Here is a 23635-nt window from a genome sequence, read left to right as displayed (position 1 = left end):
CATTGCGGAGAAACCCTCACCCCAACCCTCCCCCGCAAGCGGGGGAGGGAGTTCGACCTGTCGAGCAGACACAGAATACGTACCCATGAGACAAAGGCTACGCGCAGGCTCCATCCGTTCCCTCCCCCGCTTGCGGGGGAGGGGCAGGGAGAGGGTTCTCTCCACGGAGGGAACGGAGAGAGTCTTCCTGTGACCGAGCGTCGCCATCACGTGCTCAATCCTCCCGCCAGCGTCGGCACCTCCAGCGGCTTGAAGCCGTAATGGGATAGCCAGCGGACGTCGCTGTCGAACAGCTGGCGCAGATCGGCGATGCCGTATTTCAGCATGGCGATGCGGTCGATGCCCATGCCCCAGGCAAAGCCCTGGTACTCGTCGGGATCGATGCCGCAGGCGCGCAGCACGTTCGGATGCACCATGCCGCAGCCGAGAATCTCGAGCCAGTCCTCGCCCTCGCCGAAGCGGATCTCGCCCTTGTCGCGGCGGCACTGGATGTCGACTTCCAGCGACGGCTCGGTGAAGGGAAAGAACGACGGGCGGAAGCGCATGTTGATGTGGTCGACCTCGAAGAATGCCTTGCAGAACTCATGCAGGATCCATTTGAGGTGGCCGAGATGCGAGTGCTTGTCGATGACGAGGCCTTCGACCTGGTGGAATTGCGGCGTGTGGGTCGCGTCCGAATCGATGCGGTAGGTGCGGCCCGGGCAGATCACGCGGATCGGCGGCTTCTGGCTCAGCATGGTGCGTACCTGCACCGGCGAGGTGTGGGTCCGCAGCAGCATGCGCGAGCCATCTTCTTTCGGATGAAAGAAGAAGGTGTCGTGCATCTCGCGCGCGGGATGGCCTTCCGGGAAGTTCAGCTTGGTGAAGTTGTAGTCGTCGGTCTCGATGTCGGGACCTTCGGCGACCGAGAAGCCCATGTCGGCGAAGATCGTGGTCAGCTCGTCCCAAACCTGGCTCAGCGGATGGATGCGGCCGGCTTCAGCCGCCGCATCGCGCGGCGGCAGGGTAACGTCGATGGTCTCGGCAGCAAGCCGGGCATCGAGCGCCGCCGACTTCAAGACGTCGCGCCGCGACGCGAGCGCCTGGGTGACCTCGTCCTTGGCCTGGTTGATCGCGGCGCCCTGCGTCTTGCGCTCGTCCGGCGACATCTTGCCGAGCGTTGCGAGCAGCGCCGAGATCGAGCCCTTTTTGCCGAGGGCTGCGACGCGCACGGCCTCTAACGCCGCCTCGTCGGTGGCGGCGGCGATGTCGGCGGTGATCTGGGCTTGGAGCTGAGCAAGATCGGTCATGGCAATCCCTTTTGGCCAGGATGCTGAGCCGATGATCCTAGCCCGTCCCGCCCGGCACTCTGCCGGGCATCCACGTCGGAGAAGTGTGTTTGCGCAAGAGATGACGGCCGGGGCAGTAAAGCGCGAGACGCGCCGCTACCCGGGCTATCACAAGCTGAATGCTGCGCAGAGCACAGTGGAAGACGGCTTACGCCGCCAGCGCAGCTTTGGCCTTCTCGGCGATCGCCTGGAACGCGGCGGGCTCGCGGATCGCGAGATCCGACAGCACCTTGCGGTCCACGGTGATGCCCGACTTGGCAAGGCCGTCGATAAATCGGCTGTAGGTCAGGCCGAACGGACGCACCGCGGCGTTGAGACGCTGGATCCACAGCGCGCGGAAGGTGCGCTTGCGACGCTTGCGGTCGCGGAAGGCGTACTGCGCGGCCTTCTCCACGGCCGGCTTGGCGGCACGGATGGTGTTCTTGCGGCGGCCGTAGAAACCCTTGGCGGCCTTGTAGACTTTCTTGTGCTTGGCGTGGGCGGTCACACCGCGTTTGACGCGAGACATGACAGAAATCCTTCAGAGATGACTTGGTTTTCGGATCGCCGCGCGAATGCGGCGCGAGATGGCAGTGATCGTGGACGCGATCAGGCGTTCGGCAAGAAGTACTTCTTGACGTTGTCGCCGTCGGTCTTGAACAGCACGCGGGTGCCGCGGAGCTGACGGATCTGCTTCTTCGTCCGCTTGATCATGCCGTGACGCTTGCCGCGCTGGGCGTGCATCACTTTGCCGGTGGCAGTCACCTTGAAGCGCTTTTTAGCGCCCGATTTGGTCTTCAGCTTGGGCATTTGGCTCTCCTATGGCCACAACAGAAATCCGCCCGTGAAGGCGGCTGGCCGTCTAAAATGCTCGTTAGAGCGTTGATTGTGCTCAGGTTTTACGAACAAGCGCGAAACCCGCACGGTACACCGCCACGGCAGCCCTTAATCAGCCGGGCGATGAAGGCTGGGCTTATGACAGAGCGGGAGCCAAATGGCAACGATGAACCGCCGGAACCTGCCCGCCGACTATTTGAAGTTGCCACCCCCAATGTCCACGCCTTCATGTCCGGAGCAGGACCAAAATGGCCCATTTCCCGCAATCGATTTCCACCTTTGCCCGCCCGCGCCGCCTGGCGCTGCTCGCCGTGCTTGCCGCCGCCATGGTGCCGTCGACTGCCGATGCCGGCGCCGGCGGCTATGACGGCATCTGGAACGTCACCTTCGCCACCACGAGGGGCAATTGCAGTTCCGGCTACAGCGTTCCCTTCACCGTCACCGGCAGCCGGGTATCGTCTGCCGGCGGCGGCCGGGTGTCCGGCAAGATCAATCGCGGAGGCACTGTGGCGGTCCAGGTCTCGGTCGGCGCCTCCCACGCCAACGGCGGCGGCCGGCTCGCCGGCATGAACGGCGCCGGTTCGTGGAGGGGCATCATCTCCGGCGACCAGTGCAGCGGCACCTGGCAGGCGACGAGGACGTAGGCGCCAAGCGTTCGATGTGCTCCCTCCCCCGCTTGCGGGGGAGAGTTGGGGAGAGGGTGTTTCCGCAAGCGAGAACCCCCAAGAGGAAGAAGCCCTCACCCACGCCTTCGGCGCGACCTCTCCCCGCAAGCGGGAGAGGTTGCAGCAGCGCTCGCGGCTGGCACCTCGCCCCAAACAAAACGGCCCGCCGGAGATCCGGACGGGCCGTTGAACTCTCGATCCTAACAAGCCGGCGTTAGCGCGGCGCCAGCACCATCACGACCTGGCGGCCTTCGAACCTTGCGTCCTGCTCGACCTTGGCGAGCTCGGCGACGTCGGTCTTGATCTTGTCCAGAAGCTTGGTGCCGATCTCCTGGTGCGCCATTTCGCGACCACGATAGCGCAGCGTGATCTTGACCTTGTCGCCCTCTTCGAAGAACCGCTGCATCGCGCGCATCTTCACGTCGTAATCGTGATCGTCGATCATCGGGCGGAGCTTGATCTCCTTGATCTCGACGGTCTTCTGCCGCTTGCGGGCTTCGGCGGCTTTCTTCTGCGCGGAATACTTGTACTTCCCGTAGTCCATGATCTTGCAGACGGGAGGGCTAGTATTCGGCGAAATCTCGACCAGATCCATGCCCGCGTCCTGGGCCATCCGGATGGCGACGACGGTCTCGACCGTGCCTTTGTTCTCACCGGTCTGATCGATCAGCTGGATCTGCGCATTGCGAATATCATCATTGATGCGGGGCCCGTCTTTGCTGGCAGCGGGCGGAGCTTTATTAGGACGGCGAATGGGTGGTTCTCCAAAGTTGTGAAGGAAGCGGCCATTTTGAAGGAAGATGCGTTTGCCGGCAAGCAAGTCGCTCGTGCGAGACGCGAAAAACCCTCAAATGCGAGGCATTTTGGTCACGCCCGTTGGCACGCAGACGACATAGACACCTTGTTTCTGTTCCGCAAGCGTCCCAAAGGGCCAATGCCGACACCGAATTGAGCTGCGGGGCGCGACCAAACAGCTCAAACCGCACAGCCAGAGTAAACGTTCCATGACCAATGCAATTCCCGATACCGTGCTCGACTTCATTGATGTCGGCGAGGGCCCGTCCGCGCGCAGGATCGCGGTGCGCCGCCGTGGGGGAACGGTCCCCGGGCTGGTCTGGCTCGGTGGATTCAAATCGGACATGCAGGGCGGCAAAGCACTGGCGCTGGATGCGTGGGCCAGAGAGCACGGCCGCGCCGTGGTCCGGTTCGACTATTCCGGTCACGGCGAATCCGGCGGCGAGTTCGCCGATGGAACCATCGGGCGCTGGCTGGAGGAGAGCGTCGCGGTGTTCGAGCGCTTCTGCGACGGTCCGCAAATCCTGATCGGTTCCTCCATGGGCGGCTGGATGGCACTGCTGCTCGCGCGCGAGATCAAGAAGCGCCAAGAGCAACAGCAAGCCAAGGCCTCGCTGGCCGGTCTCGTCCTGATCGCGCCGGCGCCCGACTTCACCGAGGCGCTGATGTGGAAGAATTTCTCGCCCGCGGTGAAGAAGGAGATCGAGACCAAAGGCGTCTGGATGCGGCCGTCGGACTATGGCGACGGCTCGCCCTATCCGATCACGCGAAACCTGATCGAGGAGGGGCGCAATCACCTCGTGCTCGGCAGCGCCATCGATCTCGGCTGCCCCGTTCGCATCCTGCAAGGCGCGAAAGATCCCGATGTGCCGTGGCAGCACGCCTTCGCGCTGACGCATCGTCTGCCGGCCGACGACGTCGTGCTGACCATGATCCAGGACGGCGATCACCGCCTCTCCCGCCCACAGGACATCGCGCGCATTCTTGCAGCGGTCGCGGAGATCGAGTGAAGTTGTCTCTAAACACTCGGTGTCATCGTCCGCGAAAGCGGACGATCCAGTATTCCACCAGCGGTCGTTATTGAGCCGATGGGCCGCGGCGTACTGGATGCCCGCCTTCGCGGGCATGACAGAAATTGGGAGCAACGCCGATGACCACCACCGCCATGCTGCGCGCCTTCTGCGATGCCGTCGAGCAGCGCAACGGCAAGGCTTTCGCCGAACTGTTCACCGAGGACGGCATTTACCACGACGTGTTCTACGGTGCCTTCGCCGGTCGCGCCAAGATCGCCGAAATGATCGACGACTGGTTCTATCGCACGGCGACCGATTTCCGCTGGGACATGCACAATCCCGTATCGGACGGCACCACGCTCTACGCGCGCTACACCTTCAGCTATCGCTCGACCCTGCCGGAAGCGAACGGCGCGCGGGCGATGTTTGAGGGCGTGGCGATCATGACGCTGACGGGCAGCAAGATCGCCAGCTATCACGAGGTCGCCAACACCGCGCCTGCGTTTGTCGACCTGAAATTTGCGCCGGAACGGATTGTGAAGATCGTCGCCAAGCAGGGCGCCGAGCTGAAGGCGCGGCCGGAGATGCAGCGGCATCTTGGTTGAGCGCCGCTCTCTCCACTCGTCATTCCGGTGCGCGCTCCTACCGCTTCGACGGATTCACCATCGGCTTGCGCTGCGCCAGCGCCGCCACCGTCGCGGTGCCGATCGGGCCCTCTTCGTCATAGAGCCAGCATTCGCCGATTGCCACACCGTCGGTGGCGTGGTGATTCACCACCTCGAAGCCGATCCACTTCGTCACCGGCAGGCGGTGCAGATAGATCGTGACGTCGCTGTTGATGTAGCCGAGCCCCTTGTCGCCGGCGTTGGCAAAGGGGCTGGCGAAGTCGGCACCAACAGCGACATGGACGAACGGCGTCATCGGCACGCCCGCAACGAGCTCGCGCACCTCGCTCATCCAGAGCCGGCGCGGTCCGAGCGAGCCCATATGGCCGACGATCGGCCGCGTCGTCCATTTGCCGTTCATGCCGAGCTTGGGATCGGTCGGCTTTGGAATGTCGGCCGGTTTCGGCGCGTCCCAGTTCGGCGGCGACCAGACGTTGCCTTCCGGATTCTGCGTTCGCCGCAACAGCTGGCACGAGGCGCGCGCCATGCTGACGCCGCCGGAGACGAACTCCGCTTCCACCACGCGGATGCGCAGACCGTCGCGCACCAGCCGCGTCGTCACTTCGATCGGCCTGTCGATGGTCGGCAGCCGAAACATGTCGACGGTGAGCCGCGCCGGCACGAATTCGGGGCCGGAATAGCGCTCCTCGATGGCGAAACCGAGCAGGCCGATGATGACGCGCCCGTGCAGCGATTTCGGATCCCACGGGCCGTTGGCGACTTCCGTCGGATGGAATGTGTCGCCGTCGCGGGTGAAGAAAGGCATATTTGTCATGACGCGCGACTGTGCGGGAACAGGTGAGGAAATCAAGAGTGGGTGTCGCATGAGGGTCGGGTGCGCGCCGCTCAAGCCACAACAACCGCTGTCATCGCCCGACTTGATCGGGCGATCCAGTACTCCGAGACGGCAGTGATTGAGTCGAGAAGCCGCGGCGTACTGGATGCCCCGGTCAAGCCGGGCCATGACACCGAGAGTTAGGAGGCGGCGCGCCACTCCTCACGCACGCTATCGTCGGACTCTCCGCTCAACGCAGCGCTCTTCATCGCCGCAAGCTCCTCCTTCGACATCAACTGCGCTAGCGCCCACACCGCAGCTCCGCGCACCAGCGGGCTCGCATCCTGCAGCAATCGCCGCGCCTCCGCAGCCAGCGCCACCTCCCCGGAGTTGCCAATCGCGATCAGCACGTTGCGCACAAAACGATCGCGGCCGATGCGTTTCACGGGCGACTTTGTGAACAGCGCGCGAAACGCCGCATCGTCGAGCCGTGCCAGCTCAGCGAGGCCGGGTGCGCGTAATTCGTCGCGCGCGGCGAGCTTGGTCTCGCGCCCCTCCTGCGCGAACTTGTTCCAGGGGCAGGCGGCGAGGCAATCGTCGCAGCCATAGATGCGATTGCCGATGGCTTTGCGAAATTCGTGCGGGATCGGTCCCTTGTTCTCAATGGTGAGATATGAGATGCAGCGCCGCGCATCGAGCTTATAGGGCGCGGGGAACGCCGCGGTAGGGCAGATGTCGAGACAGGCGCGGCACGAGCCGCAATGATCGATCTCCGCATCGTCGCGCGGCAGCTCCAGCGTGGTGTAGATCGCGCCGAGGAACAGCCAGGAGCCGAACTCGCGCGAGACGAGATTGGTGTGCTTGCCCTGCCAGCCCAGATGTGCGGCTTGCGCCAAGGGTTTCTCCATCACCGCCGCGGTGTCGACGAACACCTTCACGTCGGACGGCGCGGTCGCGACCAGCCAGCGCGCCAGCGCCTTCAGCCGCTTCTTGATGAGGTCGTGATAGTCATCGCCCTGCGCATAGACCGAGATTGCCGCGCGTGTGCTCTGCTTGAGGATCGCAAGCGGATCCTGGTCGGGGCCGTAATTGACGCCGAGCATGATCACCGAGCGCACGTCCTGCCACAGCCCGCGCGGATCGACGCGGCGTTCAGGGCTTGCGGCAAGCCAGTCCATGTCGCCATGACCGCCCGAGGCGATGAATTCGAGGAAATATTTTCCAGCGCTCTCGATCGTGCCCGGTGCGGTGATGCCGATGCAGTCGAAGCCGAGCGCGCGGGCTTCGCGCGTAAGCGCCGTCTTCAGTTCAGCCGGATCGGAGCTCAGAAATCCAGGTCCACGTAAGTCCGCGACGCCGGCACGCCGGCCAGCCATTCGCTGAGGAGCGGACGGAACGACGGGCGGGATTTCACCCGCGCGTACCACGCCTTTGCTGCGTCGTCCTCGCCCCATGGCACGTCGCCCAGATAGTCGATCGCCGAGAGATGCGCCGCGGCGGCGAGATCCGCGTAGGTGAGCCGGTCGCCCGCGAGGAAGTTACGCGTCTGCGCCAGCCAGCCGATATAAGCCAGATGATAGCGCACATTGGCCTTGGCGGCGCGCATCACGTCGGCCGAAGGCGGGCCGCCGCCGTCCTCCTCGCTCATGAACCGCTTGTAGATGCGCTCGGTGACGAGAGGGTGCGAGACCTCCTCGAAGAATTTTTCGTTGAACCAGGCCATCAGCCGGCGCACCTCGACCCGCTCGCCGATCGTTTGCGGCATCAGGCGCTTGGGTCCCATCTCGGCGCCATGGGCCTCATCGACATATTCGGCGATGATCGCCGCGCCCGGTATGGGCGGCTGCTCATCGTCCACCAGAACCGGCGTCGTGCCGGCCGCATTGAGCAGCAGAAACGCCTCGCGCCGCTCCCAGCTGCGCTCTTCGACCAGCTTCAGGTCGAGCCCGTATTCGCCCGCGATCAGGCGGATGAAGCGCGAATGCGGGCAGAACGGATGATGAAACAGCGTAAACATGAAGCCTTTGACTATTTGATGGTGCTTAAGAATCCATCAATGTTTGTGCGGCGCCACACTAGTTCCTCAAAACCGCGAAGCAAGGGCGTGATGTCGCATTTTGCGATTGCGGCATGGGGGCGAATAGGCGAGAAGAGCCCCGCTTTTCCAGCCGAAATGGACCGTAAATATGTCAGATGTAATACGGGCAGTGATCCTCGGCATCATCGAGGGTGTGACCGAGTTCCTTCCCGTGTCCTCGACCGGCCACCTCTTGCTTGCCGAGCGCTTCTTCCACCTCGGCGAAGGAGCCTTCTGGGATTCGTTTACGGTTCTGATCCAGCTGGGTGCGATCCTCGCGATCGTCGGGCTCTACTTCAAGAAGCTCTGGGACGTCGCGATTGGCCTGTTCACGGGCGATGCCTATGCGCGCCGCTTCGTGATCGGCGTGCTGGTGGCGTTCCTGCCGGCCGTGATCGTCGGCCTCGTCGCCGGCAAGTACATCAAGCTCATGCTGTTCAATCCGTGGGTCGTGTGCTTCACGCTGATCGTCGGCGGCGCCATCCTGCTCTGGGTCGACAGGCTCGAGCTCAAGCCGCGCGAGTATGATGCCACCAAGTTTCCGCTGTTGATGTATCTCTATATCGGCATCGCGCAGTGCGTGGCGATGATCCCGGGCGTGTCACGTTCCGGCGCCAGCATCGTGGCCGCCATGCTGCTCGGTGCGGACAAGCGCGCGGCGGCGGAGTTCTCGTTCTTCCTCGCCATCCCCACCATGATCGGCGCGTTCGCCTACGATTTCTATAAGAACCGCTCCGAGATGACGATGGACCACATGAACATCGTCGCGATCGGCTTCGTGGTGTCGTTCATCACAGCGATCATCGTGGTCAAGACGTTTTTGACCTACGTCACTCGGCACGGTTTCATGCTGTTCGCCTGGTGGCGCGTCATCGTCGGCACGCTCGGCCTGATCGCGCTGGCGCTGGGGCACTAAAGCGCCTGGCTGTAGCCCGGATGGAGCGCAAGCGTAATCCGGGGCCGGCGTCGCTTGCTGCACGATCCCGGATTGCGCCATCGGGTGGCGCTTCGCGCCGATGCGCCAGCTCCATCCGGGCTACGCCGCGAGGCTGGAAGAGCGTTTTCAACGCAAAATAAGCTTTTGATCGGTAGTCAGTTTCTAGCGCCGGGCGGAGCCTGGCACAGGAGCTGAACCATGACCCTCGTCAGCGGCTGGGGGCGTTTCCCGGTCGTCGATAGCGATGTGCTGCGGCCGCGCTCGTTCGCGGCGGTCGGCGAGGCCGTCTCGGCCGGCACCGTCGCGCGCGGCAATGGCCGCGCCTATGGCGATGCCGCGATCGGCGCCGCCAGGACCGTCGCGATGACGGGGTTCGACCGGGTCAGGTGGTTCGACCCGGCGACCGGACGCATCCGCCTCGAGGCCGGCGTGCTGCTGTCGGACCTGATCGAGACCTTCGGCCCGCGCGGCTTCCTGCCCTTCGTCGTGCCCGGCACGCGCTTCGTGTCGATCGGCGGCGCGATTGCGGCCGACGTGCATGGCAAGAACCATCATTGTGAGGGCGGCTTCGGCCGCTATGTCGAGAGTATTTTGCTGCGAACCGGACAGGGCGAGGTGATCGAAGCCTCGCGCGAGCAGAACTCCGATGCGTTCTTTGCGACTATCGGCGGCATGGGCCTGACCGGAATCATCCTCGAGGCGACCATGCGGTTGCGGCCGGCCGAAACGGGATGGATCCGCGAGCGGGTGATCTCCGCATCCGACCTCGACGCGGCGATGCGCGCGCTCGATGCGAGCGATTCCGCGACCTATTCGGTGGCCTGGATCGATTGTGTCGCGCGCGGCAAGGATCTCGGCCGCGCGCTGATTTATCTCGGCGAGCACGCCGGCAAAGACGAGCTCGCCGCTGGCGCCGCTGCATTTCCCGTCGGCAAAGAGCCCGGCCTCCGTGTGCCAGTCGATCTGCCCTCGATGACGCTGAACCGCATCAGCATCCGCGCCTTCAATGAGCTGTACTACCGCATGGGCGCGCGGCGCGCCGGCGGCAGCCAGGTGGTCTCGCTCTATCCGTATTTCTTTCCGCTCGACAGCCTCAAAGACTGGAATCGCATCTATGGCAAGCGCGGCTTCCTGCAGCATCAATGCGTGATCCCGGAGCAGGGCGCGCGCGCCGTGCTCGGCGACATCCTCGAGCGCGTCGCAAGGCGCGGTGATGCCTCCTTCCTCGCCGTGCTCAAGAAGCTCGGGCAAGGCGACGGCATCCTGTCGTTTCCGCTGCCCGGCTACACGCTGGCGCTGGATTTCCCGCTGAAGGGCGACATCCTGAATTTCCTCGACGAGATCGATCGCCTGGTCGTCGCTGCCGGCGGCCGGCTGTATCTCGCCAAGGATGCGCGCCAGTCGCGCGCGACGTTCGCGGCCGGCTATCCGGCCTTGTCGCGCTTCAATGCGATCCGCAAATCGCTCGATCCCGCGGGGACCATCCGCTCGAAACTTTCACAACGCCTGTTTGATGAGGTCTAGGCCGTGACGTCACGCAAGTCCGTATTGGTGCTGGGTGGTTCCTCCGATATCGGCCGCGCCGCCGCGCGCGCCTTTGCCAAAGCGGGATACGATGTCGGCCTCGCCGGCCGCGACGTCGCCTTGCTGGAGCCTGATGCCGCCGATCTGCGCGCGCGCTACACCATCGAGGTCGGACTCCATAAATTCGATGTGCTCGACACTGCGTCGTTCGAGAGCTTTGTCGGCGGCCTGTCGGCGTTGCCGGACGTCGTTGTCTCGATCGTCGGCCTGCTCGGCGTGCAGGAGAAGGCCGAGAGCGATCTCGCCCACGCCACCACGATCATGCGCTCCAACTACGAAGGCCCGTCGCTGATCCTCGGCCTGTTCGCCGAAAAGTTTTTAGGCCGCGGCAATGGCACGATCGTCGGCGTGTCGTCCGTTGCCGGCGATCGCGGCCGCGCCTCGAACTATGTCTATGGCTCGGCCAAGGCCGGCTTCTCCGCGTTCCTGTCGGGCCTGCGTGCCCGCGCCAGCCGCGGTGGCGTGCACGTCGTCACCGTCAAGCCCGGCTTCGTCCGCACCAAGATGACGGAAGGCATGAAGCTGATCGGCCCGCTCACGGTCGAAGCGTCGGTGGTCGGCGATGCGATCCTTCAAGCCGTCGAGAGCAAAACCGACGTCGTCTATGTCAGCGGCAAATGGCGCCTCGTGATGCTGATCATCAAGACGCTGCCGGAAGCGGTCTTCAAGAAGCTGAAGTTTTGACGTTGTCGCCGCACCGGCGGTCTGCTCCCTCCCCCGCTTGCGGGGGAGGGTCGGGGAGAGGGTGTCTCCACAGAGAGACTCCCGATGACGAGAAAGCCCTCACCCGCCGCTTCGCGGCGACCTCTCCCGCAAGCGGGAGAGGTGTCAACCTCACGCGCTCTTGCGCTGAAACTGGCCCGCCGCGCGGAAACGCCAGAGATATTGCGGGGCAATGGTGTCGAGCGAATCGGGGGTGATGCCGAGCCCTTCCAGCGTCAGGCCCGCCGCCTTCGCCGCATCCGACACGACATTGTCGAGCTCGAGCATCGTGACCTGGTCCGGCGTCAGCTTCAGCGCGCCCGGCGCAAATTGCAGGAAGTTGGCCTTGAAGCGGGCGAGCCCGAACGGCAGCGGGATCAGCATCCGCTCGCGATTGGTGATTGCGAGGATGGCCTCGATGATCTCGCGCATGGTCAGCACGTCCGGCCCGCCGAGCTCGTAGGTCGCGCCCGGCTTGGCCTTGCCGTCGACGGCATCGGCGATCGCGGTGGCGACGTCGGCGACATAGACCGGCTGTACCTTGGTCTCGCCGCCGATCAGCGGCAGCACCGGCGAAATCCGGGCCAGCGCGGCAAAGCGGTTGGTGAACTGGTCCTCGGGCCCGAACATCAAGGAGGGACGGAAGATCGTCGCCGACGGCACGGCTGCCCTTACCGCCTCCTCCCCGGCCGCCTTGGCCTTGGCATAGCGCGAGGGCGATTTGGCGTCGGCGCCGATGGCGGAGACATGCACCAGGCTGGCGCCGGCGGCCGCCGCCGCCTTGGCGACGGTTTCGGCACCCTTGGCCTGGACGGCGTCAAAGGTTTGCTGGCCGCCCTCGGTGAGGACGCCCACGAGGTTGATCACGACATGCGAATCACGCAGCGCGGCCTCGACCGAGGTCGGGTAGCGTAAGTTCGCCTGCACGGTGTGGACCTGCCCGACCTTGCCGGAGGGCTGGAGGTATCCGGCCAGTTCCGGCCGCCGCACCGCCACCCGGATCCGGTAATCGCGCTTGCACAGGGCGCGGACGACATTCCGGCCCAAAAACCCCGATCCGCCGAAAACCGTGACGAGCGTGTCCAGATTCGATGCCATGGGGTAGGTTCCTGCAGGTGGGGTAACGTGTTGTCAGGCCTTGTATCGGGCCGGTTTGCGATGCGCAATCGGCATCCCGAAGCAGCCTTCACGCATGAATTGACAACGGCGTCACCGAACCGTAGTAACCGCCTCCGTGCCCCAAACGGCATGCCCAGGTGGTGGAATTGGTAGACGCGCTGGCTTCAGGTGCCAGTGGCTTAACGGCCGTGAAGGTTCGAGTCCTTTCCTGGGCACCACCCCCAACCCAAGTGGTTGAAATCGCTCATTTGCAGGGAAATTGAGCCGCTGACCGGTACCCGTCACCGGGGACACAGCGTTTATGGACTCTAAGGAGTCCCGGATCTCCAATTTCATCATCATTGCCTTTCGGAAACCGGGGAGTCCGGCAATTCCGGACGTAAGCGGGGCGGATCGATCGAGAGCGAGGTCGCGGGCGGTCCTCAGACCTTTGCCTTGGCGTCGAAGCGACCGGCTGGGCGGGCGCGGAATCGGCCCTTCATCTTAAAGCCATCCCGCATATTGAGACCGAGAAGAACGATGTTGGTCGCGCCGGCAAGCAGTTCGAGCGCCTGCACCGCGTAGAACGTGGAGTCGAACTCGGCGGCCTTCGCCTTGGAAGCTAGAAACAGGGCGGCGGGAATGAGGACCAAGACGCCGTTGCCGGCGATGAACGGCATCCGTTTGATCTTCGCACCGATCAGGCCAGCGCGCCGCTCCTTGGCGAGGAAGAACCCCGAGCCTCCCGTCACTGCCAGCGCCGGAACCAACAACAGGAAGCCCCATGGGATGGCCGTTTTGACCATGGTCACGCTCGCGTGTGACGCGAGCATCTCCGCGAAAACCGTGGAAAGCCAGAAGGTCGCAACAGTCGTCAGTGCGACCGCGCCCGCTATCGGGTGGATGATCTTGGTCATCGGGTCCTGCCGTTTTCGAAGCGAGCTACGCGACGCAGATGCCGGGCACGGCGACCTTCTGGAACAGGTGCGGAGAGGCGACGGCGGACGAGGGATAGGCCGAGATCTTCGATCTGAACTCAGGGTGCGTGAACGCAGCCCGGAAGTGGGCGGTCGATTCCCAGACGGCATAGTTCAGATAGGTCGGGCTGTCGCCGATCGCGCGGTGAAGCTGGGTGGAGATGAAGCCCGGCTGCCGCTTCATGAAGGCGGCATCGTCCTGCCAGACCTGGAGGAATCTTTGCTCGTCGGCCTTGTCGAGCGTGAAGACATTCACCAGCACGACAGGGCTGGCATCGATGCCGAGCTGACGGTCGATCGGAAAGGCGGGGTCCAGTGGGCGTAGGTGCGACATGAAGCCTCCGGGAGGTTGGTTGCATGATGTCATTATGGTACGATGCTATATGCCAACTTGACATTATAATGTCAATACAGGCCTATGGTGACATATGCTGAAATCCGAACGAACGCCAGCCGGCGATGCCCTGACCAACCTCATGCTCGACTTGTTCCGGCTGAACAGCCTGCTCTTGACCGCAGGCGACCGGTTGGTGGCCCGCCTCGGGCTCACCAGCGCCCGCTGGCAAATTCTCGGCGCCATCGTGCACGCAGAGCGCCCCCAGCCAGTCGCATGGCTTGCCCGCGATCTGGGTGCCAATCGCCAGAACGTGCAGCGGATCGTCAACGACCTTCTCGCGGAAGGGCTTGTGGCGTTCGAGGCCAACCCGCATCACCGGCGAGCGCAACTTGTCGTCCTGACCGATAAGGGACGGCGCACTTTCGACGCTGCCATGGCTTTGCAGGCGCCATGGGCCAACGGCCTTTCGGAAGGGCTCGCAATCAAGGACCTGCAAGCCGTTCACCGTGTCGTCACGGCGCTACGGAAGAAACTGGAGAGCAACGATGAGCCTGAAGAGCGAGGCTAGTCCAGCGGTTCGGACGATGACTTATTGGGATTGCCGAAGTATCGCCGCCACAACGGTGTCTCTGTAGGACGAATCAGCCCGTCCGCCCTCACACCACCCGCTTCCCCGCCCGCTCCGCCACCGCCTTCTGCACAAAATACATCGCGACCAGCGAGACGATCGAGGTCGCGACGACGATGTAGCCTAGGCGATCGAAATGGATCAGCGAGCCGTCCGCCTGCTGCGCGATGATGGCGGCGGCGAGCACCGAGCCGAGCCCGCCGGAGAGCTGCTGCAGCGAGGCGCTGACCGCGCTGAACGAGCCGCGCTGGCTCGGATCGGGGATCGCCGACATCAAGGCCTGCGACGGGATCATGCGCGAGAAGATGCCGACGAACATCAAGACGTTGACGAGGATCGCGGTCGCCAGCGAGACGTGGCCGAGATGGGTATAGATCAGCACCATGATGACCGACACCACGCTGCCGAACACAAAGGTCGGGTATTTGCCGAACGCGTCGCTCGCCCTGCCGACCAGCGGCCCGGTGACGATGCTGAACAGGCCGGAGACGAGATAGATCGTCGGCAGGTGCGTAATGTCGATGCCGAGATTGTGCACGGTGAAGGCGCTGGAGAACGGCATCAGCATGTAGCCGCCGGTCGCCAGCAGCGTCGTGACGGCGAAGGCCAGCGTATAGCGCGTCTGTCCGATCGTCGCGATCAGATGGCGGAACGGGTTTCTGTCCTGCTTCAATTTCAGGTGCGCATCGACCGGCTCCATGACCAGGGCGATGATCGCGATCGCGGCGATCGACACCACGACGATCGCAGCGAAGCAGACATGCCAGTTCCAGTGATTGGCGAGAAACAGCCCGGCCGGAATGCCGAGCACCTGGCTCGCGGCAAACGCGGTCTGGATGAAGCCCATCACGCGGCCGCGCAGGTGCAGCGGAAACAGGTCGGTGACGATGGCGAGCACGACCGAGCCGATCACGCCGCCGAACAATCCGGTCACGATCCTGCCGAGCAGCAGCACATGGTAAGTCTGCGCGGCGGCGCAGAGCATCGTTCCGAGCGTGAAGCCGACATAGAAGAACAAGAGCAGGCGCTTGCGATCGAAGCGATCGGCAAAGCCGGCGGCCAGGATGCCCGAGATCCCCGCGCTGAACGCGTAGGCAGACACCGCGACGCCGAACTGCCCGGCCGTGATGTTGAGCGAGGGCATCAGGATGGCGCCGAGCGGCGACATGATGATGAAATCGAGGATGATCGTGAACTGCGTGAACGCGAGCAGCGCGATCAGGAGCGCCTGATAGCGCGAAAAGCCGCGTTGGCGTTCCCTTGGGTCGTCGACGGGCGCGGCGAGCGTCTGTTCGGTCATGGCACCTGATTCAGGGTGAGGGCGAAGGGGGCGCGAGAAACTGGCAGATAGGGTGGACGGGGACGATGTCCACGGGGCGCAAGGCAAAAGCTCTGCCGGAACAGGACGCGCGCGCGGGTTGTGGGATTTGGGCAACAGGGCCTTCGGCGGGAGACCGTTCGCCCCCTCTCACGCTGAGTTAAGCCGCCCTTAGCGAATGCCCCTTAGGCTCGCGGCCGTCCATTTCCCCTGCTCCCCGGCCTCCCCAGCCTTTGGGCCGGTCATTTGGCGGCAAGTAAGAGCATTTTCGGATGGAGCAGCCTGCCTGGCAGCATGATTCTGGCGCCCCGGCACCGTCGGCGATTGCGGCGGCTGGGCGGACGCTTGTCGTCGATCTGGAAGGCGCGCTGCTGCGTTCCGAACTGCTGATGGAAGCGCTGTTCAGCGCGCCCGGCCGCATGCTGGCCCGCTTCGGCGCAGGCGGACGGGCGGGGATGGCGGCGCTCACGGAAATCCTGGCGCGGGCCGAGATCGACTATGCCCATCTGCCCTATGATTCCGACGTGATGAACCGGGCGCTGGCGGCGCGGGCGCGGGGCGCGAAGATCTATCTCGTCGCCGGGCGTTTCGCCGATCATGCGGCGGGCATTGCCGCGCATCTTGGTTTTGACGGCGTCGTGACGCCGGCCGATCTTGCTGCGGGCAATACGCTGCCGTTCGATCGCGGCGCGGCCGAGCGCATCGACGACCGAGGCGGAAGTCGCGTCAGCCTAAAAACCTGGGCCAAGGCGCTGCGCGTCTATCAATATGCCAAGAACACGCTGGTGTTCGTGCCGGCGCTCACCGCGCATCAGATGAATCTTCCGACGCTCGGCCATGCGCTGCTGGCGTTCATGGCGTTCTCGGCCTGCGCGTCGGGCGCCTATCTGATGAACGACCTCCTGGATCTCGCGGCCGACCGGCAGCATCCGACCAAGCGCCATCGCGCGCTCGCGGCCGGCGATTTGCCGATCTCCTCCGCGCTAACAGCGATTCCTGCGCTGTGGCTGTTCGCGCTCGTCGCCGGCCTCTGCATCTCGCCCCTCTTCCTCGGCGTGCTCGGCGCCTACCTCGTCACCACGATCGCCTATTCGCTCGCGCTCAAGCGCAAGATGCTGGTCGACGTGGTGACGCTGGCGGGCCTCTACAGCTTGCGCATCATCGCCGGCGCCGTCGGCGTCGGCGTGGTGCTGTCGGAATGGCTGTTGATCTTCTCGCTGTTCGTGTTCACCTCGCTGGCGCTGATCAAGCGCTTCAGCGAGCTCAGCATGCGCGAGAGCGCGGGCCTCGCCGATCCCTCCAACCGCGACTACAGGATCACCGATCTGCATGTCATCGCCGCGATGGCGGCGGCGAGCGCGATGAACGCGGTGACCGTGTTCTCGCTCTACGTCTCCTCTTCCGCGGTGACGCCGCTCTACAGTCGCCCCTGGATGCTGTGGCTGCTCAACCCGCTGCTGCTCTACTGGTTCGGCCGCGCCCTGATGATGGCGCATCGCCGCGAGATGCCTGACGATCCGATTCTGTACGCTTTCCGCGACGGTCCCAGCCGCATCACGGTGGCGGCGATGATCTGCATCATGCTGGCGGCGATCTGACCGGGCCCGTAAGGTCACGGCCGGCGCTTGCGCGGCGTGCTGCGAGTGGATACATCGCGGGTAATCCCGATTAGCCTATTCTGCCGACAGACCGATTCGAGGTTTTGAAACGCCATGACCGTACGCCTGCATCGCGGCGACCTGCCCGACCTGTCCCGCTACACCGGAGCGGTGGCGATCGACACCGAGACCATGGGGCTGAACCCGCACCGCGACCGGCTCTGCGTGGTGCAGCTCTCGCCCGGCGACGGCAGTGCCGACGTGGTGCAGATCCCCAAGGGCCACACCGATGCGCCGAATCTGAAGGCGCTGCTGGCCAATCCCGCCATCACCAAGATCTTCCACTTTGCGCGGTTCGACATCGCGGTGCTGTACCAGACCTTCGGGATCATGACCGGGCCGATCTACTGCACCAAGATCGCCTCCCGCCTGACCCGCACCTATACCGACCGCCACGGCCTGAAAGACCTCGTGCGCGAGGTGCTCAACATCGACCTCTCCAAGCAGCAGCAGTCCAGCGACTGGGGCTCCGACAGCCTGACCGAGCCGCAGCTCGCCTATGCCGCCTCCGACGTGCTGCATCTGCACGGCTTGCGCGAGCGGCTCGATGCCATGCTGGTGCGGGAAGGCCGCACCCAGCTGGCGCAGGCCTGTTTCGACTTCCTGCCGACCCGCGCCCTGCTCGACCTGCAGGGCTGGGCGGAAGAGGACATTTTCGCGCATTCCTGACGCCTCCTGTGGTCGCCAGGTTCAGGGCTGCCGCCCCGTTTCGGACACTTTCGTAACGGCCTGTCGCCGGCTGCATATTTCGGCGGCGCCGGGTACAATGGGGCGCCTTCGACTGGACAAGGTTAGCGACACGCTGGAGCAGCGGTGAACTCGGCACAGAATCCTACCTACGACGCCGCGCTTGCGGCGAAGTTCGCCAGCGCGGCGCGCCACAGCCGCCTGGTGCGGATTCTGCGTGTCGCGGTGCCGGGCGCGGTGCTGTTGTCCATGGCCGCCATCGTCGGTGTGTCGGTGTTCAATCCGTTCCGCATGCTGATGCCGAAACTGCCGCTCGATTCCGGAAACATGGTGGTGTCGGGCACCAAGATCACGATGGAATCGCCGCATCTCGCCGGCTTCACCCCGGACCAGCGGCCCTACGAGCTCTGGGCCAAGACCGCGACGCAGGACATCACCGACCCCGATCATGTCGATCTTTCCGATCTGCGCGCGAAGGTGCTCATGGAGGATCAATCCACCCTGTTCCTCGACGCTCGCACCGGCCGTTTCGACAACAAGCAGCAGCAGCTCGATCTGCACAAGGACATCTTGCTGCGTACCTCCACCGGCTACGAGGCGCGGCTGAACTCCGCCTTCGTCGACATGAACAAGGGCACGGTCACTTCCGACGAACGCGTCGACGTCAAGCTGACCAACGGCACGCTGACGGCGGACCGGCTGCGAATCACGGAGGGCGGCGATCTCATCCGCTTCGAGGGCAACGTGGTGATGCACCTCGACAAGCTGGACGACAGCGCCGCCGCGCAGCCTGCGCCGGTCGAGCCAGCGCCGCCGGCAAAGACACGCACGCCCCAGAACAAATCTGCCAATTCAAGATGATTTCCATGATCAGGTTTTTTCCGCGCAACGACAACAAGCGCAGTGTCATCATCCGTGCGGCTGTGCTGGGCCTCGGTCTCTTAATCGCAGCCAATGCGGCGCGTGCACAGAGCTCGGCGAACGCGCCGAACAACGCGCTGCAGGGCTTCTCGCAAAATCGCGATCAGCCGATTCAGATCGAAGCGGCCTCGCTCGAGATGCGCGACAAGAAGAAGGAGGCGACCTTCTCCGGCAATGTGAAGGTCATCCAGGGCGACACCACCATGACCTCGAAGACGCTGGTGGTGTTTTACGAGTCGAGCGGCGGCGATAAGCCGGCGACACCGCAGCAGCCCGCGGCGAAGGGCGCGAAGTCGACCACGCCGATGCAGTCGGCGACGCCGGGGCCGGGCGGCAGCTCCGCGATCAAGCGGCTGGAGGCGCACGGCAATGTCGTGGTCACCCAGAAGGACCAGGTGGTGACAGGCGAGTCTGCCATCTTCGACACCAAGACCAATCTCATCACCATGTTCGGCGGCGGCGCGGGCCAGGTGGTGATGACGCAGTGCAAGAACGTGATGCGTGGCGATCGGCTGAAGGTCGACATGACGACCGGCGTGTCGCGGGTGGAATCTGATAGCGGCCGGGTTCAGGTCTTGCTGCCGCAGGGTGGCGGCAGTGATTGCGGCCAGGGCGCCAAACCCGGCACGGCGCCGCCTTTGCAGTTACCGGGCGCAAGTAAACAAAAGTAAATTCAATCACTTGTCTCGGATGCTCCGGATCCGAGGTTGAAGCTTGCCCGGCAAGACTGTATCTAGCGCGAAGGGCTTTCGAAGCGAGGTTCGCCGCTTTTCGGGCGTGTTTCACTGGGCATGAGACATCCCTTCACCCATGCTGCACCGGCGGATCACAAGGCCGGGGTGGCAGATCGCGGGATCACGCGCGGATCATCGTGCAGGATTGTCGTGCAGGATCGTCGTGAAAGGCTAGAAGGCGGGGATGGTCGATCTCTTCAGCATGTTCCGTCGGCGCCCCGCCAAACGCGGCCGGCCAGGGTTTGCGCGTCAAGACATCACCGCACTCGGTGACAACGTCGGCGGTCTCGTGACCAGCCCGGTACGGGACGCGCCGCCGCTCGCCCGTGACCAGGCGATGCGGGCGGCCGACCAGTTCCAGGGTGACTACCAGGCCGACTATCAAGCCGAGCCGCCGCGGCCGCAGGCGGTTCACCCCGTCAGGGCCGCCACCAGGTCCAATGGCACAGGCGGGCCGCAGCTGCTGCGGCGGCCCGGCTTCCTGGCTGTGCATAGCGTGGAAAAGGCCTTCGGCAGCCGTCAGGTCGTGCGCGGTGTCAGCATCTATGTGCGCCGTGGCGAAGCGGTCGGCCTGCTCGGTCCGAACGGCGCCGGCAAGACCACCGTGTTCTACATGATCACCGGCCTGATCAAGGCCGATCGCGGTGCCATCGAGCTCGACGGCCACGACGTCACGAAACTCCCGATGTATCAGCGCGCGCGGCTCGGCATCGGCTATCTGCCGCAGGAGGCCTCGATCTTCCGCGGCCTCACCGTCGAGCAGAACATCCGCGCCGTGCTCGAAGTGGTTGAGCCCTCGCGCAAGAAGCGCGAGCAGCAGCTCGATTCACTGCTCGACGAGTTCAACATCACGCGCCTCAGGAAATCACCGTCGATCGCGCTATCAGGCGGTGAGCGCCGCCGCGTCGAGATCGCGCGCGCGCTGGCGACGCGGCCGAACTACATGCTGCTCGACGAGCCCTTCGCCGGCATCGATCCGATCGCGGTCGGCGACATCCAGGACCTCGTCCGCCATCTCACCAATCGCGGCATCGGCGTCTTGATCACCGACCACAATGTGCGCGAGACGCTCGGCCTCACCGATCGCGCCTACATCGTCTATGCCGGTGAAATCCTGACCGAGGGTACTCCGGATGAAATCGTCGCCGATCCGGACGTGCGCCGGCTTTACCTTGGCGAGGAATTCCGCCTCTAGCCCGTTTTTGCGTTCGTCAAGACGTGTACATCGGGGCCGGACTAGGATAAGCAAAAATCGGACCAATTTTTAGGAACGGTTCTTGCTTCATGGCGCTCACGCAGAGATTAGAGTTCCGGCAATCGCAGTCGCTGGTCATGACGCCGCAGCTGATGCAGGCGATCAAGCTGCTGCAATTGTCCAATCTCGATCTCACGACCTTCGTGGAGGAGGAACTCGAGCGTAACCCCCTGCTGGAGCGGGCCAATGACGAGGCCGGCGGCGGCGAAGTTCCTTCCGAGGCCGGCCAGTTCAGCGATGGCGACGAGGCCGGCGGCCAAGGCGATGGTAACGGCGACAGTTTTGGCGACGACGGCTTTGGTGGCAGCGCGGAGGCCTTCGAGCCCGGCCAGGAAGAATGGATGAGCAAGGATCTCGGCACCCGCGCCGAGATCGAGCAGACCCTGGACACCGGCCTCGACAACGTCTTCTCCGAGGAGCCGGCCGAGGCGGCTGCGCGCAATGCCCAGGACGCCGCGCCGAGCGTCTACACCGAGTGGGGCGGCGGCGCCTCCGGGGATGAAGACTACAATCTCGAGGCCTTCGTCGCCGCCGAGATGACGCTCGCCGACCATCTCGCCGAGCAGCTCTCGGTCGCCTTCACCGCGCCGGCGCAGCGCATGATCGGCCAGTACCTGATCGACCTCGTCGATGAGGCCGGCTATCTGCCGCCGGATCTCGGCCAGGCCGCCGAGCGTCTCGGCGCATCGCAACAGGACGTCGAGGACGTCCTTGCCGTGCTGCAAAAATTCGATCCGCCCGGCGTCTGTGCGCGCAATTTGAGCGAATGCCTGGCGATCCAGCTGCGCGAGCTCGACCGCTACGATCCGGCCATGCAGGCGCTGGTCGAGCATCTCGATCTCCTCGCCAAGCGCGACATCGCGTCCTTGCGCAAGCTCTGCGGCGTCGACGACGAGGACATCGCCGACATGATCGGCGAGATCCGCCGCCTCAATCCCAAGCCCGGCATGAAGTTCGGCTCGGCGCGGCTCCAGACCATGGTGCCCGATGTCTATGTCCGCCCGGGTCCCGACGGCGGCTGGCACGTCGAGCTCAACAGCGACACCCTGCCGCGCGTGCTGGTCAACCAGACCTACTATTCCGAGCTGTCGAAGAAGATCGGCAAGGACGGCGACAAGTCCTACTTCACCGATGCGCTTCAGAACGCGACCTGGCTGGTGCGCGCGCTCGACCAGCGCGCCCGCACCATCCTGAAAGTTGCAACCGAGATCGTGCGCCAGCAGGACGGCTTCTTCACCCATGGCGTGGCACACTTGCGGCCGCTCAATCTCAAGGCCGTCGCTGACGCCATCCAGATGCATGAATCCACGGTGTCGCGCGTCACCGCCAACAAATACATGGCGACCAATCGCGGCACGTTCGAGCTGAAATATTTCTTCACGGCCTCGATCGCCTCGGCCGACGGCGGCGAGGCGCATTCCGCCGAAGCCGTTCGCCACCACATCAAGCAGCTGATCGATGCGGAAGAGCCCACGGCGATCCTGTCGGATGACACCATCGTGGAACGCTTGCGCGCCTCGGGCATTGATATTGCCCGCCGCACGGTCGCGAAGTACCGCGAAGCCATGCGTATACCCTCCTCGGTGCAACGTCGCCGCGACAAGCAGAGCGCTCTTGGTAACGTCCTCTCCACCGCAATGTCCGATCGTTCCCGCAACACCGAGCCGGCCTGATTGCGCCGGGGCGAAATCGCGCTACTCTCACCTCCCCATTGAGACCGATCCAAGCATGCGCATGAACCGGAAAAGTGCACAGCGGTTTTCCCTCCCGACAAATGCGGAACGCGTTTGCGGGAAGATCATGCGCAGGGAACAACTTCAGCTGCGGTGACCCGTCATCGCAGCTGAGGCGCAAACCAAGCGAGGCATCACATGACTCTCCGGATTTCGGGCAAGAGCATCAGCGTCGGCGACGCCCTGCGCGGCCGCGTTGCCGACCGCACCGACGAGGTGCTGCGCAAATATTTCGACGGCAACTATTCCGGCCACATCACGCTGAGCAAGGACGGCTTCGGCTTCCGCACCGATTGCGCGCTGCACCTCGATTCGGGAATCACCCTGGAAGCCGATTCGAACGCGCCCGATGCCTATGCCAGCGCCGACCAGGCGCTGCTGATGATCGAGAAGCGGCTGCGCCGCTACAAGAACCGCCTCAAGGACCGTTCCGCCCGCAAGGCCCATGCCGCCACCGAGGCGATGGCTGCGCTCAATGCCACGAGCTATGTGCTCGAGGCGCCCGAGGGCGAGGACGAGGTCTCCGGCTACAGCCCCGTGATCATCGCGGAGCAAACCACCTCGCTCAAGTCGCTGTCGGTCAGCGAGGCCGTCATGGAACTCGATCTGAGCGGGGCGCCTTGCCTGGTCTTCCAGCACGGTTCCTCGGGCCGGGTGAACATCATATACCGTCGGGCAGACGGCAATGTGGGCTGGATCGACCCTCCGGGCGGCAAAACAGACCGCAAGGTGGACGGTTAATGGTTCCGGCCCCTCCGCAAGCCTTAACAATGACCGTGGGCAAAGCCGCACGCGGGAGTTGGCACCGGGATTGCGTTGGAGTAGAAGCGCCCCACATCAGGACCGGGGCTAAGTCCTCCTCCTGCTTCATGTTATTGACGCCGGCTCAGCTTGGTCTTCCAAGATGGCCAAATCGGAACTGACGGTTTAAT

The 23635-nt window shown here is 64.2% G+C and carries 25 protein-coding genes and 1 tRNA gene; 15 read left to right on the top strand and 11 right to left on the bottom strand.

Annotated features, from left to right (window positions below):
• Positions 1-206 precede the first annotated feature (206 nt).
• From pheS to rpmI, 3 genes are all read right to left on the bottom strand, one after another.
• Positions 207-1289: a phenylalanine--tRNA ligase subunit alpha gene (gene pheS, locus BLV07_RS08330; protein ID WP_091882432.1), complete on the bottom strand. Its 1083-nt coding sequence runs from the start codon at positions 1287-1289 to the stop codon at positions 207-209.
• 187 nt (positions 1290-1476) lie between these two features.
• Complete coding sequence (gene rplT, locus BLV07_RS08325; protein WP_027528250.1) at positions 1477-1836, bottom strand: 50S ribosomal protein L20; 360 nt, start codon at positions 1834-1836, stop codon at positions 1477-1479.
• Between the two features lie 80 nt (positions 1837-1916).
• Positions 1917-2117, bottom strand: a complete 201-nt coding sequence (rpmI, locus tag BLV07_RS08320; protein WP_008539890.1) for a 50S ribosomal protein L35 — start codon at positions 2115-2117, stop codon at positions 1917-1919.
• Positions 2118-2392: 275 nt separating this feature from the next.
• Here rpmI and BLV07_RS08315 point away from each other — a divergent pair, with 275 nt between their 5' ends.
• On the top strand, positions 2393-2788 hold the full coding sequence (locus tag BLV07_RS08315; protein ID WP_091882429.1) for a hypothetical protein: 396 nt from the start codon (positions 2393-2395) through the stop codon (positions 2786-2788).
• A gap of 235 nt (positions 2789-3023) precedes the next feature.
• Here BLV07_RS08315 and infC read toward each other — a convergent pair whose 3' ends face one another.
• Positions 3024-3563, bottom strand: coding sequence for a translation initiation factor IF-3 (gene infC, locus BLV07_RS08305; RefSeq protein ID WP_091883021.1), 540 nt, complete (start codon positions 3561-3563; stop codon positions 3024-3026).
• 250 nt (positions 3564-3813) lie between these two features.
• Here infC and BLV07_RS08300 point away from each other — a divergent pair, with 250 nt between their 5' ends.
• Both BLV07_RS08300 and BLV07_RS08295 read left to right on the top strand, forming a co-directional pair.
• Positions 3814-4614 carry an alpha/beta hydrolase gene (locus BLV07_RS08300; protein ID WP_091882425.1) on the top strand — a complete coding sequence of 267 codons (801 nt, stop codon included), beginning with the start codon at positions 3814-3816 and terminating at the stop codon, positions 4612-4614.
• A gap of 140 nt (positions 4615-4754) precedes the next feature.
• Positions 4755-5222, top strand: a complete 468-nt coding sequence (locus BLV07_RS08295; protein WP_176945410.1) for a nuclear transport factor 2 family protein — start codon at positions 4755-4757, stop codon at positions 5220-5222.
• 37 nt (positions 5223-5259) lie between these two features.
• Here BLV07_RS08295 and BLV07_RS08290 read toward each other — a convergent pair whose 3' ends face one another.
• The 3 genes from BLV07_RS08290 to BLV07_RS08280 form a co-directional block, all read right to left on the bottom strand.
• Positions 5260-6057, bottom strand: a complete 798-nt coding sequence (locus BLV07_RS08290) for an acyl-CoA thioesterase domain-containing protein (protein WP_091882419.1) — start codon at positions 6055-6057, stop codon at positions 5260-5262.
• 200 nt (positions 6058-6257) lie between these two features.
• Positions 6258-7433, bottom strand: a complete 1176-nt coding sequence (gene queG / locus BLV07_RS08285) for a tRNA epoxyqueuosine(34) reductase QueG (RefSeq protein WP_091882416.1) — start codon at positions 7431-7433, stop codon at positions 6258-6260.
• The gene (locus BLV07_RS08280; RefSeq protein ID WP_091882413.1) at positions 7382-8074 is read right to left on the bottom strand and encodes a glutathione S-transferase family protein; all 693 of its coding nucleotides are present in this window, start codon (positions 8072-8074) and stop codon (positions 7382-7384) included. Before BLV07_RS08280 ends, queG begins: the two co-directional genes overlap by 52 nt.
• A 169-nt stretch (positions 8075-8243) precedes the next feature.
• Here BLV07_RS08280 and BLV07_RS08275 point away from each other — a divergent pair, with 169 nt between their 5' ends.
• The 3 genes from BLV07_RS08275 (at position 8244) to BLV07_RS08265 (ending at position 11339) form a co-directional block, all read left to right on the top strand.
• The gene (locus BLV07_RS08275) at positions 8244-9050 is read left to right on the top strand and encodes an undecaprenyl-diphosphate phosphatase (RefSeq protein WP_091882410.1); all 807 of its coding nucleotides are present in this window, start codon (positions 8244-8246) and stop codon (positions 9048-9050) included.
• 219 nt (positions 9051-9269) lie between these two features.
• A complete protein-coding gene (locus tag BLV07_RS08270) occupies positions 9270-10595 on the top strand; it encodes an FAD-binding oxidoreductase (protein ID WP_091882407.1) in 1326 nt (441 codons plus the stop codon).
• A gap of 3 nt (positions 10596-10598) precedes the next feature.
• Complete coding sequence (locus BLV07_RS08265) at positions 10599-11339, top strand: SDR family oxidoreductase (RefSeq protein ID WP_091882403.1); 741 nt, start codon at positions 10599-10601, stop codon at positions 11337-11339.
• A 150-nt stretch (positions 11340-11489) separates the two neighbouring features.
• Here the strand turns inward: BLV07_RS08265 and BLV07_RS08255 are convergent, their stop codons facing one another.
• Positions 11490-12455 (bottom strand): complex I NDUFA9 subunit family protein, encoded by a 966-nt coding sequence (locus tag BLV07_RS08255; protein ID WP_091882400.1) that lies wholly within the window; start codon positions 12453-12455, stop codon positions 11490-11492.
• A gap of 152 nt (positions 12456-12607) precedes the next feature.
• Here BLV07_RS08255 and BLV07_RS08250 point away from each other — a divergent pair.
• Positions 12608-12694 (top strand) — tRNA-Leu (locus BLV07_RS08250).
• A gap of 204 nt (positions 12695-12898) precedes the next feature.
• Here BLV07_RS08250 and BLV07_RS08245 read toward each other — a convergent pair.
• Together BLV07_RS08245 and BLV07_RS08240 are read right to left on the bottom strand one after the other, a co-directional pair.
• Positions 12899-13372 (bottom strand): hypothetical protein, encoded by a 474-nt coding sequence (locus tag BLV07_RS08245; protein ID WP_091882397.1) that lies wholly within the window; start codon positions 13370-13372, stop codon positions 12899-12901.
• A gap of 25 nt (positions 13373-13397) precedes the next feature.
• A complete protein-coding gene (locus BLV07_RS08240) occupies positions 13398-13766 on the bottom strand; it encodes an antibiotic biosynthesis monooxygenase family protein (protein ID WP_091882393.1) in 369 nt (122 codons plus the stop codon).
• A 94-nt stretch (positions 13767-13860) separates the two neighbouring features.
• On the opposite strand from BLV07_RS08240, the gene BLV07_RS08235 reads away from it, so the two are divergent.
• A complete protein-coding gene (locus BLV07_RS08235) occupies positions 13861-14337 on the top strand; it encodes a MarR family winged helix-turn-helix transcriptional regulator (RefSeq protein WP_091882390.1) in 477 nt (158 codons plus the stop codon).
• Positions 14338-14425: 88 nt separating this feature from the next.
• Here the strand turns inward: BLV07_RS08235 and BLV07_RS08230 are convergent, their stop codons facing one another.
• Positions 14426-15697 carry an MFS transporter gene (locus BLV07_RS08230; RefSeq protein ID WP_091882387.1) on the bottom strand — a complete coding sequence of 424 codons (1272 nt, stop codon included), beginning with the start codon at positions 15695-15697 and terminating at the stop codon, positions 14426-14428.
• Between the two features lie 290 nt (positions 15698-15987).
• Between BLV07_RS08230 and BLV07_RS08225 the strand changes: the two genes are divergently transcribed.
• The 7 genes from BLV07_RS08225 to hpf all read left to right on the top strand — a co-directional run bounded on the left by BLV07_RS08225 (position 15988) and on the right by hpf (position 23444).
• Entirely contained in the window at positions 15988-17313 is a 1326-nt protein-coding gene (locus BLV07_RS08225) for a UbiA family prenyltransferase (protein ID WP_091882384.1), read from the top strand.
• Positions 17314-17427: 114 nt separating this feature from the next.
• The gene (locus tag BLV07_RS08220; RefSeq protein WP_091882381.1) at positions 17428-18042 is read left to right on the top strand and encodes a ribonuclease D; all 615 of its coding nucleotides are present in this window, start codon (positions 17428-17430) and stop codon (positions 18040-18042) included.
• Between the two features lie 144 nt (positions 18043-18186).
• Positions 18187-18921, top strand: a complete 735-nt coding sequence (gene lptC / locus BLV07_RS08215) for an LPS export ABC transporter periplasmic protein LptC (protein WP_091882379.1) — start codon at positions 18187-18189, stop codon at positions 18919-18921.
• A 5-nt stretch (positions 18922-18926) separates the two neighbouring features.
• A complete protein-coding gene (locus BLV07_RS08210) occupies positions 18927-19652 on the top strand; it encodes an LptA/OstA family protein (protein ID WP_176945409.1) in 726 nt (241 codons plus the stop codon).
• A 247-nt stretch (positions 19653-19899) separates the two neighbouring features.
• Positions 19900-20910 carry an LPS export ABC transporter ATP-binding protein gene (gene lptB, locus BLV07_RS08205; RefSeq protein ID WP_091882374.1) on the top strand — a complete coding sequence of 337 codons (1011 nt, stop codon included), beginning with the start codon at positions 19900-19902 and terminating at the stop codon, positions 20908-20910.
• Positions 20911-20999: 89 nt separating this feature from the next.
• The gene (gene rpoN, locus BLV07_RS08200; RefSeq protein ID WP_091882371.1) at positions 21000-22643 is read left to right on the top strand and encodes an RNA polymerase factor sigma-54; all 1644 of its coding nucleotides are present in this window, start codon (positions 21000-21002) and stop codon (positions 22641-22643) included.
• Positions 22644-22841: 198 nt separating this feature from the next.
• The gene (hpf, locus tag BLV07_RS08195; RefSeq protein WP_091882369.1) at positions 22842-23444 is read left to right on the top strand and encodes a ribosome hibernation-promoting factor, HPF/YfiA family; all 603 of its coding nucleotides are present in this window, start codon (positions 22842-22844) and stop codon (positions 23442-23444) included.
• Positions 23445-23635 lie beyond the last annotated feature (191 nt).

Source organism: Bradyrhizobium sp. Rc2d (assembly GCF_900099855.1).
Taxonomy (GTDB): Bacteria; Pseudomonadota; Alphaproteobacteria; order Rhizobiales; family Xanthobacteraceae; genus Bradyrhizobium.
The sequence above is the reverse complement of the archived record's forward strand: the minus strand, read 5'-3'. Positions and strand labels throughout refer to the sequence as shown.

What these genes read in the sequence shown, in the direction of transcription:
- pheS (WP_091882432.1), bottom strand. Translation starts at nt 1,289, where the DNA reads ATGACCGATCTTGCTCAGCTCCAAGCCCAGATCACCGCCGACATCGCC.
- rplT (WP_027528250.1), bottom strand. Translation starts at nt 1,836, where the DNA reads ATGTCTCGCGTCAAACGCGGTGTGACCGCCCACGCCAAGCACAAGAAA.
- rpmI (WP_008539890.1), bottom strand. Translation starts at nt 2,117, where the DNA reads ATGCCCAAGCTGAAGACCAAATCGGGCGCTAAAAAGCGCTTCAAGGTG.
- BLV07_RS08315 (WP_091882429.1), top strand. Translation starts at nt 2,393, where the DNA reads ATGGCCCATTTCCCGCAATCGATTTCCACCTTTGCCCGCCCGCGCCGC.
- BLV07_RS08300 (WP_091882425.1), top strand. Translation starts at nt 3,814, where the DNA reads ATGACCAATGCAATTCCCGATACCGTGCTCGACTTCATTGATGTCGGC.
- BLV07_RS08295 (WP_176945410.1), top strand. Translation starts at nt 4,755, where the DNA reads ATGACCACCACCGCCATGCTGCGCGCCTTCTGCGATGCCGTCGAGCAG.
- BLV07_RS08290 (WP_091882419.1), bottom strand. Translation starts at nt 6,057, where the DNA reads ATGACAAATATGCCTTTCTTCACCCGCGACGGCGACACATTCCATCCG.
- queG (WP_091882416.1), bottom strand. Translation starts at nt 7,433, where the DNA reads ATGGCTGGCCGGCGTGCCGGCGTCGCGGACTTACGTGGACCTGGATTT.
- BLV07_RS08280 (WP_091882413.1), bottom strand. Translation starts at nt 8,074, where the DNA reads ATGTTTACGCTGTTTCATCATCCGTTCTGCCCGCATTCGCGCTTCATC.
- BLV07_RS08275 (WP_091882410.1), top strand. Translation starts at nt 8,244, where the DNA reads ATGTCAGATGTAATACGGGCAGTGATCCTCGGCATCATCGAGGGTGTG.
- BLV07_RS08270 (WP_091882407.1), top strand. Translation starts at nt 9,270, where the DNA reads ATGACCCTCGTCAGCGGCTGGGGGCGTTTCCCGGTCGTCGATAGCGAT.
- BLV07_RS08255 (WP_091882400.1), bottom strand. Translation starts at nt 12,455, where the DNA reads ATGGCATCGAATCTGGACACGCTCGTCACGGTTTTCGGCGGATCGGGG.
- BLV07_RS08245 (WP_091882397.1), bottom strand. Translation starts at nt 13,372, where the DNA reads ATGACCAAGATCATCCACCCGATAGCGGGCGCGGTCGCACTGACGACT.
- BLV07_RS08240 (WP_091882393.1), bottom strand. Translation starts at nt 13,766, where the DNA reads ATGTCGCACCTACGCCCACTGGACCCCGCCTTTCCGATCGACCGTCAG.
- BLV07_RS08235 (WP_091882390.1), top strand. Translation starts at nt 13,861, where the DNA reads ATGCTGAAATCCGAACGAACGCCAGCCGGCGATGCCCTGACCAACCTC.
- BLV07_RS08230 (WP_091882387.1), bottom strand. Translation starts at nt 15,697, where the DNA reads ATGACCGAACAGACGCTCGCCGCGCCCGTCGACGACCCAAGGGAACGC.
- BLV07_RS08225 (WP_091882384.1), top strand. Translation starts at nt 15,988, where the DNA reads ATGGAGCAGCCTGCCTGGCAGCATGATTCTGGCGCCCCGGCACCGTCG.
- BLV07_RS08220 (WP_091882381.1), top strand. Translation starts at nt 17,428, where the DNA reads ATGACCGTACGCCTGCATCGCGGCGACCTGCCCGACCTGTCCCGCTAC.
- BLV07_RS08210 (WP_176945409.1), top strand. Translation starts at nt 18,927, where the DNA reads ATGATCAGGTTTTTTCCGCGCAACGACAACAAGCGCAGTGTCATCATC.
- lptB (WP_091882374.1), top strand. Translation starts at nt 19,900, where the DNA reads ATGGTCGATCTCTTCAGCATGTTCCGTCGGCGCCCCGCCAAACGCGGC.
- rpoN (WP_091882371.1), top strand. Translation starts at nt 21,000, where the DNA reads ATGGCGCTCACGCAGAGATTAGAGTTCCGGCAATCGCAGTCGCTGGTC.
- hpf (WP_091882369.1), top strand. Translation starts at nt 22,842, where the DNA reads ATGACTCTCCGGATTTCGGGCAAGAGCATCAGCGTCGGCGACGCCCTG.